This is a genomic window from Bradyrhizobium sp. BWA-3-5, assembly GCF_032917985.1.
Classification (GTDB): domain Bacteria; phylum Pseudomonadota; class Alphaproteobacteria; order Rhizobiales; family Xanthobacteraceae; genus Bradyrhizobium.
Window position 1 is genome coordinate 3,754,674 of sequence record NZ_CP136626.1, and the last position, 18,611, is coordinate 3,773,284.

General features: G+C 63.4%; 16 protein-coding genes. 14 read left to right on the forward strand and 2 right to left on the reverse strand.

Translation table 11 applies throughout. The features are described 5' to 3' along the window. Nucleotides 1–36 precede the first annotated feature (36 nt). The 11 genes from RX331_RS18135 to RX331_RS18185 all read left to right on the forward strand — a co-directional run bounded on the left by RX331_RS18135 (nt 37) and on the right by RX331_RS18185 (nt 11,289). Nucleotides 37–1,173: a zinc-binding dehydrogenase gene (locus RX331_RS18135; protein WP_317257812.1), complete on the forward strand. Its 1,137-nt coding sequence runs from the start codon at nt 37–39 to the stop codon at nt 1,171–1,173. A 613-nt stretch (nt 1,174–1,786) separates the two neighbouring features. Continuing rightward, nucleotides 1,787–2,341, forward strand: a complete 555-nt coding sequence (locus tag RX331_RS18140; protein ID WP_317257813.1) for an NAD(P)H-dependent oxidoreductase — start codon at nt 1,787–1,789, stop codon at nt 2,339–2,341. Between the two features lie 159 nt (nt 2,342–2,500). Beyond that, entirely contained in the window at nt 2,501–2,818 is a 318-nt protein-coding gene (locus RX331_RS18145) for a septum formation initiator family protein (RefSeq protein WP_317257815.1), read from the forward strand. 219 nt (nt 2,819–3,037) lie between these two features. Continuing rightward, nucleotides 3,038–4,063 carry a pyruvate dehydrogenase (acetyl-transferring) E1 component subunit alpha gene (gene pdhA, locus RX331_RS18150; RefSeq protein WP_317257816.1) on the forward strand — a complete coding sequence of 342 codons (1,026 nt, stop codon included), beginning with the start codon at nt 3,038–3,040 and terminating at the stop codon, nt 4,061–4,063. A 29-nt stretch (nt 4,064–4,092) separates the two neighbouring features. Next, nucleotides 4,093–5,484 carry a pyruvate dehydrogenase complex E1 component subunit beta gene (locus tag RX331_RS18155; RefSeq protein ID WP_317257817.1) on the forward strand — a complete coding sequence of 464 codons (1,392 nt, stop codon included), beginning with the start codon at nt 4,093–4,095 and terminating at the stop codon, nt 5,482–5,484. Between the two features lie 9 nt (nt 5,485–5,493). Next, on the forward strand, nt 5,494–5,799 hold the full coding sequence (locus RX331_RS18160; protein WP_317257818.1) for a DUF5076 domain-containing protein: 306 nt from the start codon (nt 5,494–5,496) through the stop codon (nt 5,797–5,799). Nucleotides 5,800–5,801: 2 nt separating this feature from the next. Continuing rightward, on the forward strand, nt 5,802–7,139 hold the full coding sequence (locus tag RX331_RS18165) for a pyruvate dehydrogenase complex dihydrolipoamide acetyltransferase (RefSeq protein ID WP_317257819.1): 1,338 nt from the start codon (nt 5,802–5,804) through the stop codon (nt 7,137–7,139). Nucleotides 7,140–7,196: 57 nt separating this feature from the next. Continuing rightward, complete coding sequence (locus tag RX331_RS18170; protein ID WP_317257820.1) at nt 7,197–7,403, forward strand: hypothetical protein; 207 nt, start codon at nt 7,197–7,199, stop codon at nt 7,401–7,403. Between the two features lie 17 nt (nt 7,404–7,420). Further along, complete coding sequence (gene lpdA / locus RX331_RS18175; protein WP_317257821.1) at nt 7,421–8,839, forward strand: dihydrolipoyl dehydrogenase; 1,419 nt, start codon at nt 7,421–7,423, stop codon at nt 8,837–8,839. A gap of 127 nt (nt 8,840–8,966) precedes the next feature. Next, nucleotides 8,967–10,208 (forward strand): threonine synthase, encoded by a 1,242-nt coding sequence (locus tag RX331_RS18180; protein WP_317257822.1) that lies wholly within the window; start codon nt 8,967–8,969, stop codon nt 10,206–10,208. Between the two features lie 112 nt (nt 10,209–10,320). After that, a complete protein-coding gene (locus RX331_RS18185; protein WP_317257823.1) occupies nt 10,321–11,289 on the forward strand; it encodes a tripartite tricarboxylate transporter substrate binding protein BugD in 969 nt (322 codons plus the stop codon). Between the two features lie 128 nt (nt 11,290–11,417). Here RX331_RS18185 and RX331_RS18190 read toward each other — a convergent pair whose 3' ends face one another. Together RX331_RS18190 and RX331_RS18195 are read right to left on the reverse strand one after the other, a co-directional pair. Continuing rightward, entirely contained in the window at nt 11,418–13,604 is a 2,187-nt protein-coding gene (locus RX331_RS18190; RefSeq protein WP_317257824.1) for a lytic transglycosylase domain-containing protein, read from the reverse strand. 501 nt (nt 13,605–14,105) lie between these two features. Continuing rightward, nucleotides 14,106–15,056, reverse strand: coding sequence for a hypothetical protein (locus tag RX331_RS18195; protein ID WP_317257825.1), 951 nt, complete (start codon nt 15,054–15,056; stop codon nt 14,106–14,108). Nucleotides 15,057–15,359: 303 nt separating this feature from the next. Here RX331_RS18195 and RX331_RS18200 point away from each other — a divergent pair, with 303 nt between their 5' ends. From RX331_RS18200 to RX331_RS18210, 3 genes are all read left to right on the forward strand, one after another. Further along, nucleotides 15,360–15,611 (forward strand): hypothetical protein, encoded by a 252-nt coding sequence (locus RX331_RS18200; RefSeq protein WP_317257826.1) that lies wholly within the window; start codon nt 15,360–15,362, stop codon nt 15,609–15,611. 312 nt (nt 15,612–15,923) lie between these two features. Next, the gene (ilvD, locus tag RX331_RS18205; RefSeq protein WP_317257827.1) at nt 15,924–17,648 is read left to right on the forward strand and encodes a dihydroxy-acid dehydratase; all 1,725 of its coding nucleotides are present in this window, start codon (nt 15,924–15,926) and stop codon (nt 17,646–17,648) included. Next, complete coding sequence (locus RX331_RS18210) at nt 17,635–18,480, forward strand: tetratricopeptide repeat protein (protein ID WP_317257828.1); 846 nt, start codon at nt 17,635–17,637, stop codon at nt 18,478–18,480. Before ilvD ends, RX331_RS18210 begins: the two co-directional genes overlap by 14 nt. Nucleotides 18,481–18,611: the final 131 nt, after the last annotated feature.

Here is an 18,611-nt window from a genome sequence, read left to right on the forward strand (position 1 = left end):
ATCCAGATAACACGAACACAAAGGGGAGGCATTGAGATGAGCGACGGCAAAAGCGGTCTGCAACTGCGTTCGCTGCTCAAAAAGAGCGGCGAACTCGAACTGTCGCTGGTGGAGGTCCCGACGCCGGAGCCGGGGGACGACGAAGTCGTGGTCCGGGTCGAGGCGTCGCCGATCAACCCGTCCGATCTCGGGCTCCTGATCGGGCCGGCCGACATGTCGACCGCCAAGGTGTCGGGTACGGCCGAAGCGCCGGTCGTCACCGCGAAGATGCCGGATGCGGCAATACGGATGATGGGCGCGCGCCTCGATCAGTCGATGCCGGTCGGCAACGAAGGCGCCGGCGTCGTGATCCGGACCGGATCGTCTGACGCGGCGAAGGCGCTGATGGGCAAGACCGTGTCGATGATCGGCGGCGCCATGTACACTCAGTACCGCACCATCAAGGTGCGGGATGTGATGGAACTGCCCGAGGGCACCACGGCGGCCGACGGCGCGTCATGGTTCGTCAATCCCCTGACCGCGCTCGGCATGACCGAAACCATGCGGCGTGAAAATCACAAGGCGCTGGTGCATACCGCCGCAGCCTCCAACCTCGGCCAGATGCTCAACAAGATCTGCATCAAGGACGGCATCGGCCTCGTCAACATCGTGCGCAGCAAGGAGCAGGCCGACATCCTGCACAAGATCGGCGCCAAATATGTCGTCGATTCCACCGCGGCGACCTTCATGGAAGACCTCACCAACGCGCTGGTGGAAACCGGCGCGACCATCGCCTTCGATGCGATTGGCGGCGGCAAGCTCGCGGGGCAGATCCTCACGGCCATGGAGGTCGCGGCCAACAAGACCGCCAAGGAATATAGCCGCTACGGCTCCAACGTGTACAAGCAGGTCTATATCTATGGCAGCCTCGACAACCGGCCGACCGAACTGAGCCGGGCGTTCGGCCTGACCTGGGGCGTCGGCGGCTGGCTGCTGACGCCGTTCCTGCAGAAGATCGGCCCCGCCGAAATCGGCCGGTTGCGCCAGCGCGTGGCGTCCGAGCTCAAGACCACCTTCGCCAGCCACTACACCAAGGTGGTGTCGTTGCAGGAGACGCTGCAGCTCGAAAATATCGCGGTCTACAACAAACGCTCGACCGGCGAGAAATTTCTGATCAATCCGAGCAAGGGCTAAGGCTGGATCGTTTGATCTGGCACAAAATAAAACAGGCCGTCCGGACGGGCGGCCTGCTCGATGTCATGGAAGCATCTCGAACGCTGAAAATCACACTGAGATAGAAGGAATGTTGAATTTATCGGTGCGATTTCGATCCGGCGTTCTTTGGCTTTCTTTTTTGGTAAAGCACGCGCGTGGGATGCACGTTAGCTTCCTCGCGTTCGACAGCGCGTCTGATCTGCTGCAATTCGAAATAGGCCTTTGCAACGTCAAACCGAGTCTTTGGCGTCTCCGCTGATAATCGTTGTCGCATGTGAGCCCCTTCCGTAGAGAGCTCGAGGCTAAACCCTCTGTTGCATTTCGTCTGTACGCTCTAAGACGTAGAAGGACTGGTTCCACAACCGGAACTAGTGGAATCCCGCATTGTTACCAGGGATTTACTGGGAGGCATCACGCTATCTTAAGCTGTGACGCGTTGGGGCTGGGCTTCATGCGGCCACAGCGCGGCCCGCGGTCGGGGATCGGCGGAATTCGGATCAAAGGCGCCGGCTCGCGCCTTTCATGCACTTGCATCTACCTGACGATCTGGCTAAGGGAGGGTCGGCGCTTTCGCTGCAACAGGGAAATCCAAATGGCCACCTACACCATCGTCACGATCGTCGGCAGTCTTCGCAAGGAGAGCTTTTCACTCAAGATCGCCAATGCGCTCGCCAAACTGGCGCCGGCTTCGCTCAAGCTCGACGTGACCACGCTGGAAAACATTTCCTTCTTCAATCAGGACCTCGAAGCTGCGCCCCCAGCCGACTGGCTGGGCTTGCGCGAAAAGCTGCAGAAGTCGAACGGCGTCCTGTTCGTGACGCCGGAATACAATCGCTCGATCCCCGGCGTGCTCAAGAACGCGATCGACGTCGCCTCCCGCCCCTACGGCAAGAGCTCCTTCCTCGGCAAGCCGGTCGGCATCGTCGGAAATTCGCCGGGCGCGCTCGGCGGCATGGCCGCGGTCAAGCATCTGCAGAACATCCTGCCAGGCATTTCCGGGCCGATCCTCGGCCAGCCCGAGGTCTACCTGAACGGCGTCGGCGACGCATTTAACGAAAAGGGCGAGCTTGTGAAGGAAGCTGTGCAGAAGGTGCTACAGCAGTATCTCGGCGCGTTCGCGGCGTTCATTGAGAAGCAAAACGGATAATACGCGCTCTCCCGTCATTGCGAGCGCAGCGAAGCAACCCATAGCTCGGCATAACGGACAGATGGATTGCTTCGTCGCTTTCGCTCCTCGCAATGACGGGGCGCGCGTTCGTGTCCGTTGTTTTAGGAATCCGTTAACCCGGCCATCGCATCTTGGGCCATGGTCTCCCGCACCCGATTAAAATCCATCTTGACCGGGCTCGCCCTCTATACGATGGCGGCGCTGATGGTCGGCTATTTCGGCGTCAACGCCTATACCGGCAAATACGGGCTGAACGCACGCCAGGAGCTGGATCAGGAAATCATCGCCCTCACTTCCGAGCTGGCGCGGCTGAAGCGCGAGCGGGCGCAGGGTGAGCAGCGGGTATCGCTGCTGCGCTCCGACCGGGTCGACCCCGACATGCTGGACGAGCGCGCGCGCTTCCAGCTTGACTACGCTAGTCCGCGCGACCTCGTCCGGATCAACAAGCCGAACTGACTGTCTGGCGACGATGTGACGAACGCCGGCGTCGGGGCCGATGCTGGCGGCACCGGTTCTGCAAATTTCAAAAAACCGCAAAATCGGTTTCGAAAATGTCGTGTCTCGTTGCAGTGCGGCATAGCAATATTTTCTCAAGCGCACGCAATCCTTTCACGGCGGTTTGAGTTGGGATAGAGAGGGCTGATCCCGTCTTTCTTTCTCACCCCCGGAAATGCCATGGCTGCACCCAAGAAAAGCGTCGTCGCGAAGGAATCAGGGCTGGAGAAGGCAAACGGATCGCCACCGGAATTCACCAAGGCGCAGGAACTGGCCGCGCTGCGCGACATGCTGCTGATCCGCCGCTTCGAGGAAAAGGCCGGCCAGCTCTATGGCATGGGCGCGATCGGCGGTTTCTGCCATCTCTATATCGGCCAGGAAGCCGTCGTGGTCGGCATGCAGATGGCCCTCAAGCCGGGCGATCAGGTCATAACGGGATACCGAGACCACGGGCATATGCTGGCCACAGGCATGTCCGCCAATGGCGTCATGGCCGAATTGACCGGCCGCCGCGGCGGCTACTCCAAGGGCAAGGGTGGCTCCATGCACATGTTCAGCATGGAAAAGAACTTCTACGGCGGCCACGGCATCGTCGGCGCCCAGGTCTCGCTCGGCACGGGCCTAGCGTTCGCCAACCGCTACCGCGGCAATGACAATGTCGCGCTGGCCTATTTCGGCGATGGTGCCGCCAACCAGGGCCAGGTCTACGAAAGCTTCAATATGGCGGAGCTGTGGAAACTGCCCGTCGTCTACGTCATCGAGAACAATCGCTACGCCATGGGCACCTCGGTGAGCCGCGCCTCCGCACAGTCGGACTTCTCCAAGCGCGGCGCGTCCTTCAACATCCCGGGCAAGCAGGTCGATGGCATGGATGTGCGCGCGGTCAAGGCCGCCGGCGACGAGGCGGTCGCCTGGTGCCGCGCCGGCAACGGCCCCTTTATCCTGGAGATGCAGACTTACCGCTACCGTGGTCACTCGATGTCGGATCCGGCGAAGTACCGCACCCGTGATGAGGTGGAAAAAGTCCGCCACGAGTCCGACCCGATCGAGCAGGTGCGCAATCGCCTGCTGGCCGCCAAGGTCAGCGAGGACGAGTTGAAGAAGATCGACGCCGAGGTCCGCGAGATCGTCAACGCGTCGGCCGATTTCGCCCAGCATGATCCCGAGCCCGATCCGTCCGAACTCTGGACCGACGTCTATCGCTGAAGCGCAGTATTTTAGTTTCCGGAGCTACCATGCCGATTCAAGTTCTGATGCCTGCGCTGTCGCCCACGATGGAAAAGGGCAACCTCGCCAAATGGCTGAAAAAGGAAGGCGAGCCGATCAAGTCCGGCGACGTCATCGCCGAGATCGAGACCGACAAGGCGACGATGGAAGTCGAGGCGACCGACGAGGGCACGCTCGGCAAGATCCTGATCCCGGAAGGCACCGCCGACGTTGCCGTCAACACGCCGATCGCGATGATCCTCGCCGACGGCGAGAATGCCGCCGATCTCGCCAAGGCGCCGGCGCCTGCCGCCAAGGCGGCGGAGTCCGCGCCGCCTGCCGAAGCGAAGGCGGAAGCGCCGCAGCCGAAGGCCGCCGCTCATCCGACTGCGCCAACTTCCGTCAGCGAGCCCGAGCCGGAAGTGCCCGCCGGAACGGAGTTCATCACCCAGACCATCCGCGAGGCGCTGCGCGATGCGATGGCCGAAGAGATGCGCAGAGACCCCGATGTCTTCATCATGGGTGAGGAGGTCGCCGAATATCAGGGCGCCTACAAGGTGACGCAGGGCCTCTTGCAGGAATTCGGCGCGCGCCGGGTGATCGATACCCCGATCACCGAGCACGGCTTTGCCGGCGTCGGCGTTGGCGCCGCGATGACGGGGTTGAAGCCGATCGTCGAGTTCATGACCTTCAACTTCGCCATGCAGGCGATCGACCAGATCATCAACTCCGCGGCCAAGACGCTCTACATGTCCGGCGGGCAGATGGGCTGCTCGATCGTATTCCGCGGCCCGAACGGCGCCGCCGCCCGCGTCGCCGCCCAGCACAGCCAGGACTATTCGGCCTGGTACTCGCAGATCCCCGGGCTGAAGGTGATCGCGCCATTCTCGGCCGCCGACTACAAGGGGCTGCTCAAGGCCGCGATCCGCGATCCCAACCCCATCATCTTCCTCGAGAACGAGGTGCTCTACGGCCACACCGGCGAGGTGCCGAAGCTCGACGACTACGTCGTGCCGATCGGCAAGGCGCGCGTGGTGCGCAAGGGCAAGGACGTCACCATCGTCTCCTGGTCGATGGGCATGACCTATGCGCTCAAGGCCGCCGAAGAGCTCGCCAAGGAAGGCATCGAGGCCGAGGTGATCGACCTGCGCACGCTGCGGCCGATGGATACCGACACCGTCATCGCCTCCGTGCAGAAGACCGGCCGCGCGGTGACGGTGGAAGAGGGCTGGCAGCAGTCCGGCGTTGGCGCGGAAGTCGCCGCCCGCATCATGGAAAACGCGTTCGACTATCTCGACGCGCCGGTGGCGCGCATCTCCGGTAAGGACGTGCCAATGCCTTACGCGGCCAACCTCGAAAAGCTCGCTCTGCCGTCAGTGGGCGAGGTGGTCGCGGCCGCCAAGGCCGTTTGCTACCGGTAGGTTTCTCAGATGGCCGGTCCCAACGAACAGCCGCTGCCGCCCGACGTCATCGGCCGCGATGATGCCGTGGAAGTCCTGCGTGCCTTCGTCGTAGACGGCGGGCTCTCGATCGCGTTCCAGCGCGCCTTTGAGGAGCCCGACATGTGGGGTCTCCTGCTCGTCGATATCGCCCGCCACGCCTCCCGCGCCTATGCGCGCGAGAGCGGTTACACCGAGGACGAGGCGCTGGCGCGCATCGTCGATATGTTCGAAGCCGAGATCAACCGGCCGACCGACATGGGCTCCACCACGCCGCGGTCAAAACAAGGTCACTGACGATGCCGATCAACATTTTGATGCCCGCGCTGTCGCCCACGATGGAAAAGGGCAACCTTGCCAAGTGGCTCAAGAAAGAGGGCGACAAGGTCAAGTCCGGCGACGTCATCGCCGAGATCGAGACCGACAAGGCGACCATGGAAGTCGAGGCGGTGGACGAAGGTACCCTCGCCAAGATCCTGGTGCCCGAGGGTACGCAGGACGTGCCGGTCAACGACGTAATCGCGGTGCTCGCCGGTGACGGCGAGGACGTGAAGGCGGCAAGTGCCGGGGCTGCGCCTGCAGCAAAACCCGCCGAGGCTCCCAAGGAGGCAACGAAGGAAGCTCCCAAGCCTGCTGCCGCTGCGCCGGCTGCCGCGCCTGCACCAGCTCCGGTCGCACCGGCGCCCGTCGCCGCGAAGGGCAACGGGCACGCCCGCATCTTCTCGTCGCCGCTGGCGCGTCGTCTCGCCAAGGACGCCGGCATTGACCTGGCCCGTATCATCGGCTCCGGTCCGCATGGCCGCGTCATCGCGCGCGACGTTGAGGATGCGAAATCCGGCAAGGGCCTGAAGGCGCCGGCCGCTGCGCCTGGCGCAGCGCCAAGCATCGCGCCGGCGATGAGCGACCAGCAGATCCTGGCGCTGTTCGAGCCCGGCTCCTACGATATCGTCCCGCATGACGGCATGCGCCGCACCATCGCGCAGCGCCTGACCGCGGCGACGCAGAGCATTCCGACCTTCTATCTCACGATCGACTGCGACATCGGCCGTCTGCTCGATGCGCGCGAGCAGATCAACGCGGCCGCGCCGAAGGACAAGGAGAAGAAGCCGCTCTACAAGCTCTCGGTCAACGACTTCGTCATCAAGGCGCTTGCGGTCGCGCTGCAGCAGGTGCCCGACTGCAATGTAAGCTGGACCGAGGCCGGCATGGTCAAGCACAAGCATTCGGACGTCGGCGTCGCCGTCGCGATGCCCGGCGGACTGATCACGCCGATCATCCGCAATGCCGAGAGCAAGTCGCTGTCGACCATTTCCAACGAGATGAAGGATCTCGCGGCCCGGGCGCGGACGCGAAAACTCAAGCCGCAGGAATATCAGGGCGGCACGTCGTCGGTCTCCAACCTCGGCATGTACGGCATCAGCCATTTCACGGCGGTTATCAACCCGCCGCAGTCGACCATCCTCGCGGTCGGCGCCAGCGAGGAGCGGGCGGTGGTTCGCAACGGCAAGATCGAGGTCGCGCACATCATGAGCGCGACATTGTCCTGCGATCACCGCGCCATCGACGGCGCGCTCGGCGCCGAGTTGATCGGCGCGTTCAGGCGGCTGATCGAAAACCCCGTGATGATGATGGTGTGAGCGCCGCGTCGGTAGGGGGCTGCATTGAATGTCCGGACACGCTGGCCTTGGATATCGATGCTGCTCACGGCCGCTATCGCGCTCAACCCGATCGGGCTCGATTTTCTTCGCTCCGCCTTCTTCGCCGGCGAACAACTGGCGCGGAATATCGCCCAGCCGATCGTTCTGACCGCGATGGCGATGCTCGGCCTGATCGGCGCGCTCGAATGGCTGGTCAGGGTATTTATGATCAATCGCCGCACGCGCGGCGGAACAACTATGTGAGTTGAACGGGAGCCGCCATGGCCGACACATCCTTCGACGTCATCATCATCGGCTCCGGCCCCGGCGGCTACGTCACGGCGATCCGCGCCGCGCAGCTCGGTTTCAAGACCGCGATCATCGAAAAATCCTATCTCGGCGGCATCTGCCTGAACTGGGGCTGCATTCCGACCAAGGCGCTTTTGCGCTCCGCCGAAATCTACCACTACATGCAGCATGCCAAGGATTACGGGCTTTCCGCCGAGAAGGTGTCGTTCGATCCGAAGGCCGTGGTGCAACGCTCGCGCGGCGTCTCCAAGCGGCTAAACGACGGCGTCGGCTTCCTGATGAAGAAGAACAAGGTCACGGTGATCTGGGGCGAGGCGTCGATCGACGCGCCCGGCAAGGTCACGGTGAAAAAGTCCGCGGTCGAGGCGCCGAAAGGCGCGCTGGGTGAGGGCGCGTATCAAGCAAAACACATCATCCTCGCGACCGGCGCGCGGCCTCGCGTGCTGCCGGGGCTCGAGCCCGACAAGAAGCTGGTCTGGACTTATTTCGAGGCCATGGTGCCGGATCGGATGCCGAAGTCGCTGCTGGTGGTCGGTTCGGGCGCGATCGGCATCGAGTTCGCCTCGTTCTTCCACACCATGGGTGCCGACGTCACCGTGGTCGAAGTGCTGCCGCAGATCCTGCCCGTCGAGGATGCCGAGATCGCGGGCCTGGCGCGCAAGCGATTTGAGAAGCAGGGTATCAAGATCCTCTCCAACACCAAGGTGACAAAACTGGAGAAGAAGGCCGACAGCGTCGTCGCCACCATCGACGACGGCAAGAAGCCGCAGACGGTCGAGTTCGAGCGCGTCATCTCGGCGGTCGGCGTGGTCGGTAATGTCGAAGGCCTCGGGCTGGAGAAGCTCGGCGTCAAGACCGACCGTGGCGTCGTCGTCATCGACGGCTATGGCAAGACCAACGTGCCAGGCATCTACGCGATCGGCGACGTTGCAGGGCCGCCGATGCTGGCCCACAAGGCTGAGCACGAGGGCGTGGTCTGCATCGAAGCCATCAAGGGCCTGCATCCGCACCCCATGGACAAGAACCTCATTCCCGGCTGCACCTATTGCCACCCGCAGATCGCCTCCGTGGGATTGACGGAAGCCAAAGCCAAAGAGGGCGGCCGCGAGATTCGCGTCGGTCGCTTCCCCTTCGTCGGCAACGGCAAGGCCATCGCGCTCGGCGAGGACCAGGGCCTCGTCAAGGTGATCTTCGACAAGAAGACCGGGCAGCTCCTCGGCGCCCACATGATCGGCGCGGAAGTGACCGAACTGATCCAGGGCTATGTCGTCGCCATGAACCTGGAGACGACGGAAGAAGAGCTGATGCACACCGTCTTCCCACATCCGACGCTGTCGGAGATGATGAAGGAAGCCGTGCTCGATGCGTACGGGCGGGTGCTCAACATCTGACGCTGCCGTCATTGCGAGGAGCAAAGCGACGAAGCAATCCATAGCGCCGCGAGCCGATAGATGGATTGCTTCGCTTCGCTCGCAATGACGAATTCAGAGGCCACGTAAACAAGAAAGAAAACCAAGCGTGAAAGACAACGACAACCTCACCATCGAACGCCCGACCTTCGTCACCCATCTGGAATGCGCGATGGAGGGGGACCATTATCCCGCCGACCAGATTCATAACCTCTCCAAGGCCGGCAAGCCGCTGCTGGTGCGCTACGACCTCGCAGGCGTGAAGAAGGCGCTGACCAAGGACGCGCTCGCACAGCGCCCCGCCGACATGTGGCGCTACCGCGAACTGCTGCCGGTGCGGAAGGTTTCCGACATCGTCAGCCTCGGCGAGGTCACGACACCGCTGATCCGCCTGCCAAAGCTCGCAAAGAAGCTCGGCGGGGCTGAGATCATCGTCAAGGACGAGGGCCGGCTGCCGACCGGCTCGTTCAAGGCGCGCGGCCTCGTAATGGCGGTGTCGATGGGCAAGGCGCTCGGCATCAGGCACATGGCGATGCCGACCAACGGCAATGCCGGCGCGGCGCTCGCCGCCTATGCCACCTCCTGCGGCATCAAGACCACGATCTTCTGCCCGGCCGATACGCCGGAAGTGAATGTCAGCGAGATCGAGCTGCAGGGGGCCACCGTCTACCGCGTCAATGGCCTGATCGACGATTGCGGCAAGATTGTCGGCGAAGGAAAAGCAAAAGTCGGCTGGTTCGACACCTCCACGCTGAAGGAGCCGTACCGCATCGAGGGCAAGAAGACGATGGGGCTGGAGCTCGCCGAGCAGCTCGGCTGGGAGATGCCCGACGTGATCTTCTATCCGACCGGCGGCGGCACCGGCCTGATCGGCATGTGGAAGGCGTTCGCCGAGCTCGAAGCCATCGGCTTCATCGGCTCGAAACGGCCGCGGATGGTGGCGGTGCAGGCCTCCGGCTGCGCGCCGATGGTGCGTGCTTTTGAAGCAGGCACCGAGCACGCGCCGCGCTGGGAGGATGCCCACACCATCGCCTCGGGCATCCGCGTGCCCCAGGCAGTCGGAGATTTTCTGATCCTGCGCGCGGTCCGCGAGAGCAAGGGATTTGCGATTGCGGTGCCGGACGAGAAGATTTCCGCTGCGCTCAGCGAAGTCGCGCGCGAGGAGGGGTTCTTGCTGTGCCCGGAAGGCGCGGCGACCTACGCCGCCTACCAGCAAAGCCTCGCCGAAGGTCGGGTTGCCAAGACCGATCGCGTCATGCTGTTTAATTGCGCGACAGGGCTTAAATACCCGCTGCCGCCGGTCACGCGCACGCTCGATCGTCACAAACCGATCGACTACGCGAAACTGTAGCGGCCGTCATTGCGAGCGCAGCGAAGCAATCCACCTCGCTCCAACGGAAATATGGATTGCTTCGTCGCCACACTCCTCGCAATGACGGGAGTGGGCGCTTGGGGAGGTCACGATGCGTAGAATGGTTTTGGCTGTACTCGCTGCTCTCGCATTTTCCAGCGTTGCACACGCTCAAAATTTCCCCTCGCGCCCCATCACCATCATCGTGCCGTTCTCCGCCGGCGGGCCATCAGATGCGATGGCGCGGATTCTCGCCGAGCGCATGAAGCTCACGCTTGGCGAAACCGTGCTGGTAGAGAATGTGACGGGGGCGGGCGGATCTGTCGGCGTCGGCCGCGCGGTGCGTTCACCCGCCGACGGCTACACGATCAGCTTTGGCCATCTCGGCACCCACGTTGCCAATGGCGCGATCTACAAGCTCGGCTACGACCTCGTCACCGACCTCGAGCCGGTCGCGCTGCTACCGAGCAATCCGATGATCATCGTCAGCAAGAAGGCGGTTCCCGCCACCTCGCTGAAGGAGTTTCTGGCATGGCTGAAGGCGCAGCCGGCCGCGCCGACCGCGGGCACTGCCGGCGCCGGATCCGGCAGTCACATCGCTGGGCTCTATTTCGAGAACGTCAGCGGCATCAAGCTGCAATATGTGCCGTATCGCGGCACCGGACCCGCGATGAACGATCTTGTCGCGGGACAGATCGACATGATCGTCGACCAGACCTCGAATTCGATTCCGCAGGTTCGCGCCGGCAACATCCGCGCCTATGCCATCACCGATTCCAAGCGCGTCGAATCGGTCGCCGACATTCCCACCGTGGACGAGGCGGGGCTGCCCGGATTCCACATGACGCTGTGGTCGGGTCTCTGGGTGCCCAAGGATACGCCGAAGGACGTCGTCGCAAAGCTGAATGCGGCGACTGTGGAGGCGTTGAACGATCCGGCGGTGCGCAAGCAGCTCGAAAATTTGGGCTTGCAGATGCCGCCCAGGGACAAGCTCACGCCCGAAGCGCTCGGCGCCTGGCAGAAGGCCGAGATCGAAAAATGGTGGCCGATGATCAAGGCCGCCAATGTGAAGGTGGATTGACGTCACCTCGATAAATCGGCGCTTTTGGTCGGCGGACGTAGCGCGTCTCGACGGCGGAAGGCGGAATTCGCGGTTATTCGGCGTGACGCGGTGGATTACGCGCCGCACACTCTTCTATCCAGGTCCGCTCACTGCGAGCTCGTCGCAGGCGCCGCATTCACTTCCTGCGTATTGGCACGCTGGTCGGTCTTCGACGCCACCGCGGTGTCGCTTTCAAACCGCACGCGGTAGACCGCTAGATTCTCGAGAACGCGCTGGACATAATTTCGCGTCTCTGAAAACGGGATGCGCTCGACCCAGTCGACCGCGTCGACCTTGGGGTCGCGCGGATCGCCATAGGCCTTGATCCAGTCCCGCACCCGGCCACGGCCGGCATTGTAGCCGGCAAAGGTCATGATGTGATCGCCCTTGTATTCGCTTAGCAGCGCGCTCAGTTCGGCGGCGCCCATTTGCGTGTTGTAGACGGGATCGGAAACCATCCGGTCCCAGTCATAGCTGACGCCAAAGCGCTTGGCGGTGTCGCGTCCCGCTTCCGGTGTCACCTGCATCAGGCCGACCGCATTTGCCGCGGACTTGTCGCGCTGGTCGAACGCGCTCTCGGTGCGTGCTACCGAATAGATGATGCTGCGCTCGATCTCAGGAGCGACCTGGCGGTGCGACGGGATCCCGATGGTGGGAAACGCGTAATGGTCGAGTGGCAGTCCACGGCCGAGCGAGCGCTTTCCGATCTGCAGCATGGTCCGGGCGTCGTCGCGTCGGCCGGTGAGCTCGCCGAGCGCTTCGAGCAAGGTTACATCGGAGCTTTGTTCGCCGAGATCGGCGGCAAAATAGAGGACGACATCGCGTTCACCGATCTCGTAGAGCATCTCGGCGGCGCGCAGGCGTTCGTCGAGCGCATCGGCGGAGGCGAGAACGGGTGAAGGCGCGCGCAATTCGATCTGGCCGCGGCCAAGCCTGGCGCGCGCGAGCTGCCCGTAATAGGCGGTCTGATGGCGTGCGGCCGCTTCATAGCTCGAGCGCATCGAATCTTTCTCGCCGAGGGCTTCGGCGGCGCGCCCGCGCCAATAGTGCGCCCGCGCCAGAACGGTCGGATTGACCTGTCCCTCATCGATGTGGGCGAAATGCCGAGCCGCGGTGGCGGGGTCGTCGAGGTAGCGCAGGGCAATCCAGCCGCACATGAAGTGGAAGTCGGACCGGTAGTATTCATTGGCCGGCAGCACGGCCGGACGGATCACATCGTAGGCCGTCTGGAACTTGCCGTCATCGAGCAGCTTGCGGGCGAGAGAGCGTCGCTCGCGCCACCATTGATCGGTGTCCTGCGACGCCATGGTCTCGGGAGCCGCTGCCAGCATCAGGCGGGCTGCATCGTCAATGCGATTCTGGGCGAGCATCCACTGGATGCGACAAAGGGTGTAGCCAAGATCCTGCCGCGCCTCGACGGCGACATCGTCGAGCGACTCCTTCGCCTTGTCCGCTTTTCCCTTGACCGCGGCACAAGCCTTCACGATCGCAAGCTCGTCGTCGCCAAGGCGCTTTGCGGCGCGCTTCGCGCCGGCAAGATCCTTGGCGCCGATGCGCCGGTCCATGCGCGCACGGTGATCGTCGCGATCGAGAAGGTCGCGGAACGTTTCGAGCACATCCGTCTCCAGGCGTTCCGACAATTCGTCCGACCGCCATGCGTCGCGCGCCAGCTTGGCCGCGCCGTCCCGATCGCCGTCTGCGAGCAGCACGCGCGCCAGCGCCAACTTGCCCTTGGCGCTGGCGGGCCTGTCGCCAGTGAAGCTGCGAACCGTCGCCGCGTCGCTGCGTTGCTCCCATAGCCGCGCCTCCGCGCGACGCCGCAGAAACGCCGCGCTCGGCCATTCCGGATTAGCAGCGATGAAGGCCGCGTAACGGCTGAAAGGCGCTGTGGTGGCGGGGTGGCGCAGGATGAACCACTCGACGAGCTTCTGCGCCGCCGGATCCGCGATCCTGTTCCTGAGGTCCGTTGCCTCTTCGGTCTTTGCCTTGCGCGCGAGATCGATGGCTTCTTTCACCAGCGCAAGATCGCCCGTCAGCGGAGCGACGGCCTCCTTGGGAGTAGACAAAGGCTCCGGCCGCTTCGCCTTGCGTTGTGCGGAGGCGTGTTTGGCGGGCCGATTTTTACCGCGCGCGGCGCTACGAAGGGAACGAGCCTCCTTCGCCGCGTTCTTGGTCGCTTCGTGCGCCTTCTGGACGTGGGGCTTAGGGTTGGCCCGCGCGGTCGCATCCGTCGAGAAGAGGGCGAGTCCGGCCAGCGTGAAAAAACAAGACAGCGAACGCAAGCATCGGTTCATTCCATGGTCCCCCTGCAAAAGCCACGTCACAAACACCGTCCAAACCACGAGATCGCATGATGCGCGTGGCGCCAACCGCCCGAAAGCGTACCTCAACGCGAAGCGGGAACTGTTACGTCAGCGCAACAAACGCGCGCAAATAAGGCGAAACCTAAGAGTTCCTACCTGGCGGCGTGCGAATCGACTTCGGCCGAGCGGGTATGCCGGGCCAAATGCCGCGACCGCGATCAGGCCGCGTGCAAGCAGTCGTAGCCCCAGCATGGGCGAAGCGATATCCGGGGCCTCACGAGATCTTCCGCATGCCCGGAGCCTATCACCGCTGCGCGGGCGCAATTGTGCTCGTCGCTCGGCGCACGTCCGCGTGACCCGGTGGCCGAGTCCGGCTACATGCCGCGACGCAAACGTAGTCCAGCGCCCGGTGACGCGGAATCGAAACCCGACGCTGGAGAGCAAGGGCCGGGAGGCGGCCCTTGCCCGAGATCGTGTCTCGTTGTTCTCGTTTTACATGTGCATGCCGGCCATGGCGGTGGCTTCGTTGTGGTGGCCGCCGTCGGTGCCGCCATTGGGCAGCACGCCGTCGTCCTCCAGCTCGAAGTGCGCGCCGTTGAGCTCGCCGACCTTCTCGTAAGCGCCATACACCGTCTGGGTCACGGTGATATCGCTTTGCTTCACGAGGTTGCCGTAGACGGTGATGGTGCCGAGCAGATCCTCGTCATGCGCGCCGGCGTTGCCCTGCTGGCTGATGACGGTGATCACGCTGTAGTCGTTCTTGCCGTCGCCATTGCTGTCCTTGTATTCGATCGACTTGACCTCGGCGGTGTGGGCCGAAATTTCGATCTTGTCGCCCTGGGCGCGGTTGAAGTCGCGGATCACGTCGTTGCCGAAGCCGTCGACCCAGTGATCGTGAACCGCGCCGTTCTCGCCGGTGACGCCGACCCAGTCGATGGTGCCGTCGGCATTGACGTGCTTGGCGACGATCTCGTCCTTGGCGTTGACCATGCCTTCGAAGCGGAACGTGTCGCCGCCCGCGCCACCGGTGAGGGTGTCGTTGACCTGCTTGAACGCCGCCGTTTCAGCCGCGAAGATCTGCGTCTTGCCGTCCTGGGCCGCGACCATCTCGCCGGCATCCGAACGGCTGAGCAGCACGTCGTTGCCGCTGCCGCCATCCATCCGGTCGGCGCCGAAGCCGCCGACCAGAAGATCGTTACCCGAACCGCCCGACAGATTGTCGTTGCCCGAGCCTCCCCACATCTTGTCGGCGCCGGAGCCGCCGTTCAGCGTGTCGTTGCCGGCCATGCCCGCAAGCGTGTCTTCCTTGGCACCGCCGAACAACGTGTTGTTGGCCGTGGTCCCGTTCAGATGATCATGGTCCGAAGTGCCGCCGCCGAACCTGGCGAAGAAATCCTCGAAACGGTCGTTGTTGAACAATCCGTTCAGATTGAAGCGTGCCATTACTCTAACCTCTTACTCAGAGGCCCCACGAACTAGAAAAATCACTACTGACTCTGGGAAAGCCTCGCGTGATGCGTGGGAAAGGACGTGAGGCAGGATCCTTCACCCACAGCGAAGGAAGACCAGCAAAACGGGCCAGTGGCTGGACGTGTGCGCGGCGGTTTTGCGCTTCGTGGGGGCAATATGGTGACGCGAAAGGCGCTCGTGCGGCCAAGCTTCGCGTTTGCGCCTCATTTGCGGCCATGCGCGAAAGCGCTGCGACAAATCGCGCACCGCGTTATTCTCGCTCGGCTATGAATGACAATGTCGATGCCGCGCACGGGTCTGGGCCACATCATCGCGACGAAAACTGGCGCAAAAAGTGCCGGCCGCACAAAAATGTCGCGATCACTTTCGAACGGAGAGGTCGCGCGCCGCGATTTCTGGATCCGCAACTGCGACGGAATGCAGAACAATCAGATGCGGCAGCCCGAATCCCGGTTTGCGATTCGTGATGCCTCTCGCACGTTTGCCAGAGTCGCTCGCCCGCGCGACGGCGAACTCACGCCGGCGTAGCTTGCGGATCGATCACCTCAAGGTTGTTGAAGTCGCTTGCGCGAGGCCCGCCATCGTCGCTGCAACCTGGCAGGGCGGCCTCAATAAGGCTGAATAATGGTTGCCGCCGCGCCACGATTGTTGCGTGATCGCAACAGTAATCGAACATTTGGTTAATGGAACCGGCGGCCTCTTGCTTGCGCCGCTATTTAGCCACACCCCTCAATGAAACCATTTCTTTCTCAAGCTGATTAGCCACAGCGCCAGTGAGGCGACGGGAAATTGCTCCCGAGACCCGACAGGGAAATGGCCAGGGAAACTAGGTTCGTGCGGATGGACGCCAAGGCCGACATCAAGAAGAGGTTGCCGAGCCGTCACGTGACGGAGGGGCCGGAGCGTGCCCCGCACCGGTCGTACCTCTATGCGATGGGGCTGACCACCCAGCAGATCCACCAGCCATTCGTCGGCGTCGCCTCGTGCTGGAACGAGGCAGCCCCCTGCAACATCTCGCTGATGCGCCAGGCGCAGGCGGTCAAGAAGGGGGTGGCAGCCGCCGGCGGCACCCCGCGCGAATTCTGCACCATCACCGTGACCGACGGCATCGCGATGGGCCATGACGGCATGCGCTCGTCGCTGCCTTCGCGGGAATGCATCGCCGATTCGGTCGAGCTGACGGTCCGCGGCCATGCCTACGACGCCCTGGTCGGGCTCGCTGGCTGCGATAAGTCGCTGCCGGGCATGATGATGGCCATGGTTCGGCTCAACGTACCTTCGATCTTCATTTACGGCGGCTCGATTCTGCCTGGCAATTTCCGTGGCCAGCAGGTCACGGTGCAGGACATGTTCGAGGCGGTCGGCAAGCACTCGGTCGGCGACATGTCGGATGCCGATCTCGATGAAATCGAGCGGGTGGCTTGCCCGTCGGCCGGCGCGTGCGGCGCACAATTCACCGCCAACACCATGGCGACGGTGTCCGAGGCAATCGGCCTGGCGCTGCCCTATTCGGCCGGCGCGCCGGCGCCGTACGAGATTCGTGACGCGTTTTGCGCCGCCGCCGGCGAGAAGATCCTGGAGTTGATCTCGGCCAACATCCGGCCGCGCGACATCGTCACCCGCCGCTCGCTGGAGAACGCTGCCGCCGTCGTCGCCGCGTCGGGCGGATCGACCAATGCTGCGCTGCACCTGCCGGCCATCGCGCATGAGTGCGGGATTAAGTTTGACTTATTCGATGTCGCCGAAATCTTCAAAAAGACACCATATGTCGCGGATTTGAAGCCAGGGGGCCGTTATGTTGCCAAAGACATGTTCGAGGTTGGTGGCATTCCGCTTCTGATGAAGACGCTGCTCGACAATGGCTACCTACACGGGGATTGCATAACCGTCACGGGCCGGACGATCGCCGAAAACCTCAAGAGCGTGAAATGGAATCCGCACCAGGATGTGGTGCGGTCCGCCGACAACCCGATCACCGTCACGGGTGGGGTTGTCGGGCTGAAGGGTAATCTGGCGCCGGAGGGTGCGATCGTGAAGGTCGCGGGCATGTCGAAGCTGAAGTTCACTGGTCCTGCCCGGTGCTTTGACCGCGAGGAAGACGCCTTCGATTCGGTCCAGAAGAAAACCTACCAAGAGGGCGAGGTCATCGTGATTCGCTATGAGGGTCCGCGCGGAGGTCCCGGCATGCGTGAGATGCTCTCGACCACGGCGGCGCTGACCGGGCAGGGGATGGGCGGCAAGATCGCCCTGATCACCGACGGCCGGTTCTCCGGCGCCACCCGCGGGTTCTGCATCGGCCATGTCGGGCCGGAGGCGGCGGTGGGTGGTCCGATCGCCCTGTTGCAGAATGGTGACATTATCGAGATCGACGCCGAGGCCGGTACCCTTAACGTAAAATTGACCGACGCCGAACTCGCCGAACGTAAAACCAAATGGGCGCCCCGACAGACAAACCATACGTCGGGTGCGCTGTGGAAATATGCCCAACAGGTTGGGCCGGCGGTGGATGGGGCTGTGACCCATCCTGGCGGTGCGCACGAGAAACAATGTTATGCGGACATCTAGGCGTATCATTCTTGCGTTGATGCTGGGCGCCGCGCCAGTGGCAGCCCCCGGATTCGCGTTCGACGGCGCACCGGTGAAGCCCGATGCCACGCTGCCGGTGATGAATCAGCCGGCGGCGGCGCAGGCCGTCACGGCCCAGGCCCTGAAGAAGGTTCCGCCGGCACCTCCGACGGCAACGTCGGTCAACGCGCCTTCGCTGACGTCGCTGCAGTATGCTGCCGAGGGCGGCCATCCGGTCGCGCAGTGGAAGCTTGGGCGGATGTATGCGGATGGCGACGGCGTCGTTCAGGACGATCTGCGCGCCTTCGAATATTTCAGCCGCATCGCCAATGCGCATGCCGAGGACAGCCCGTCGGCGCCGCAGGCGACGATCGTCGCCAACGCCTTCGTGGCGCTCGGCCGCTACTATTTGAACGGCATTCCGAATTCGAAGATCAAGCCGGATACCGATCGCGCCCGGGAGATGTTCTCCTATGCCGCGTCCTATTTCGGCAATGCGGATGCGCAATACGATCTGGCGCGGCTCTACCTGAAGACGCCCGACGCCTCGCGGGACGATTTCCGCTACGGCGCGCGCTGGCTGGGTCTGGCGGCCCAGAAGGGCCAGCACCAGGCGCAGGCGATGCTTGGCCAGATGCTGTTCAACGGCGACCGCCTACCGCGGCAGGCCGCCCGCGGCTTGATGTGGCTGACGCTGGCGCGCGACAACGCGGCCCCGGACGAGACCTGGATCCGCGAAAGCTACAATCGCGCCTTCGCCAAGGCCTCCGACGACGACCGCGCCACCGCGCTGCAGATGCTCGAGCACTGGGTCCAGGGCAAGCGCGATTGACGCTGCGCTGTCTTTGGGTGGGCAAAGGCGCAATGCGCCGTGCCCACCATCTCTCCGAATCGCTGACATGAATGGTGGGCACGCTCGTGCTTTGCGCACCTACGATTCTGCGCGAGGACAGGCACCGCGCG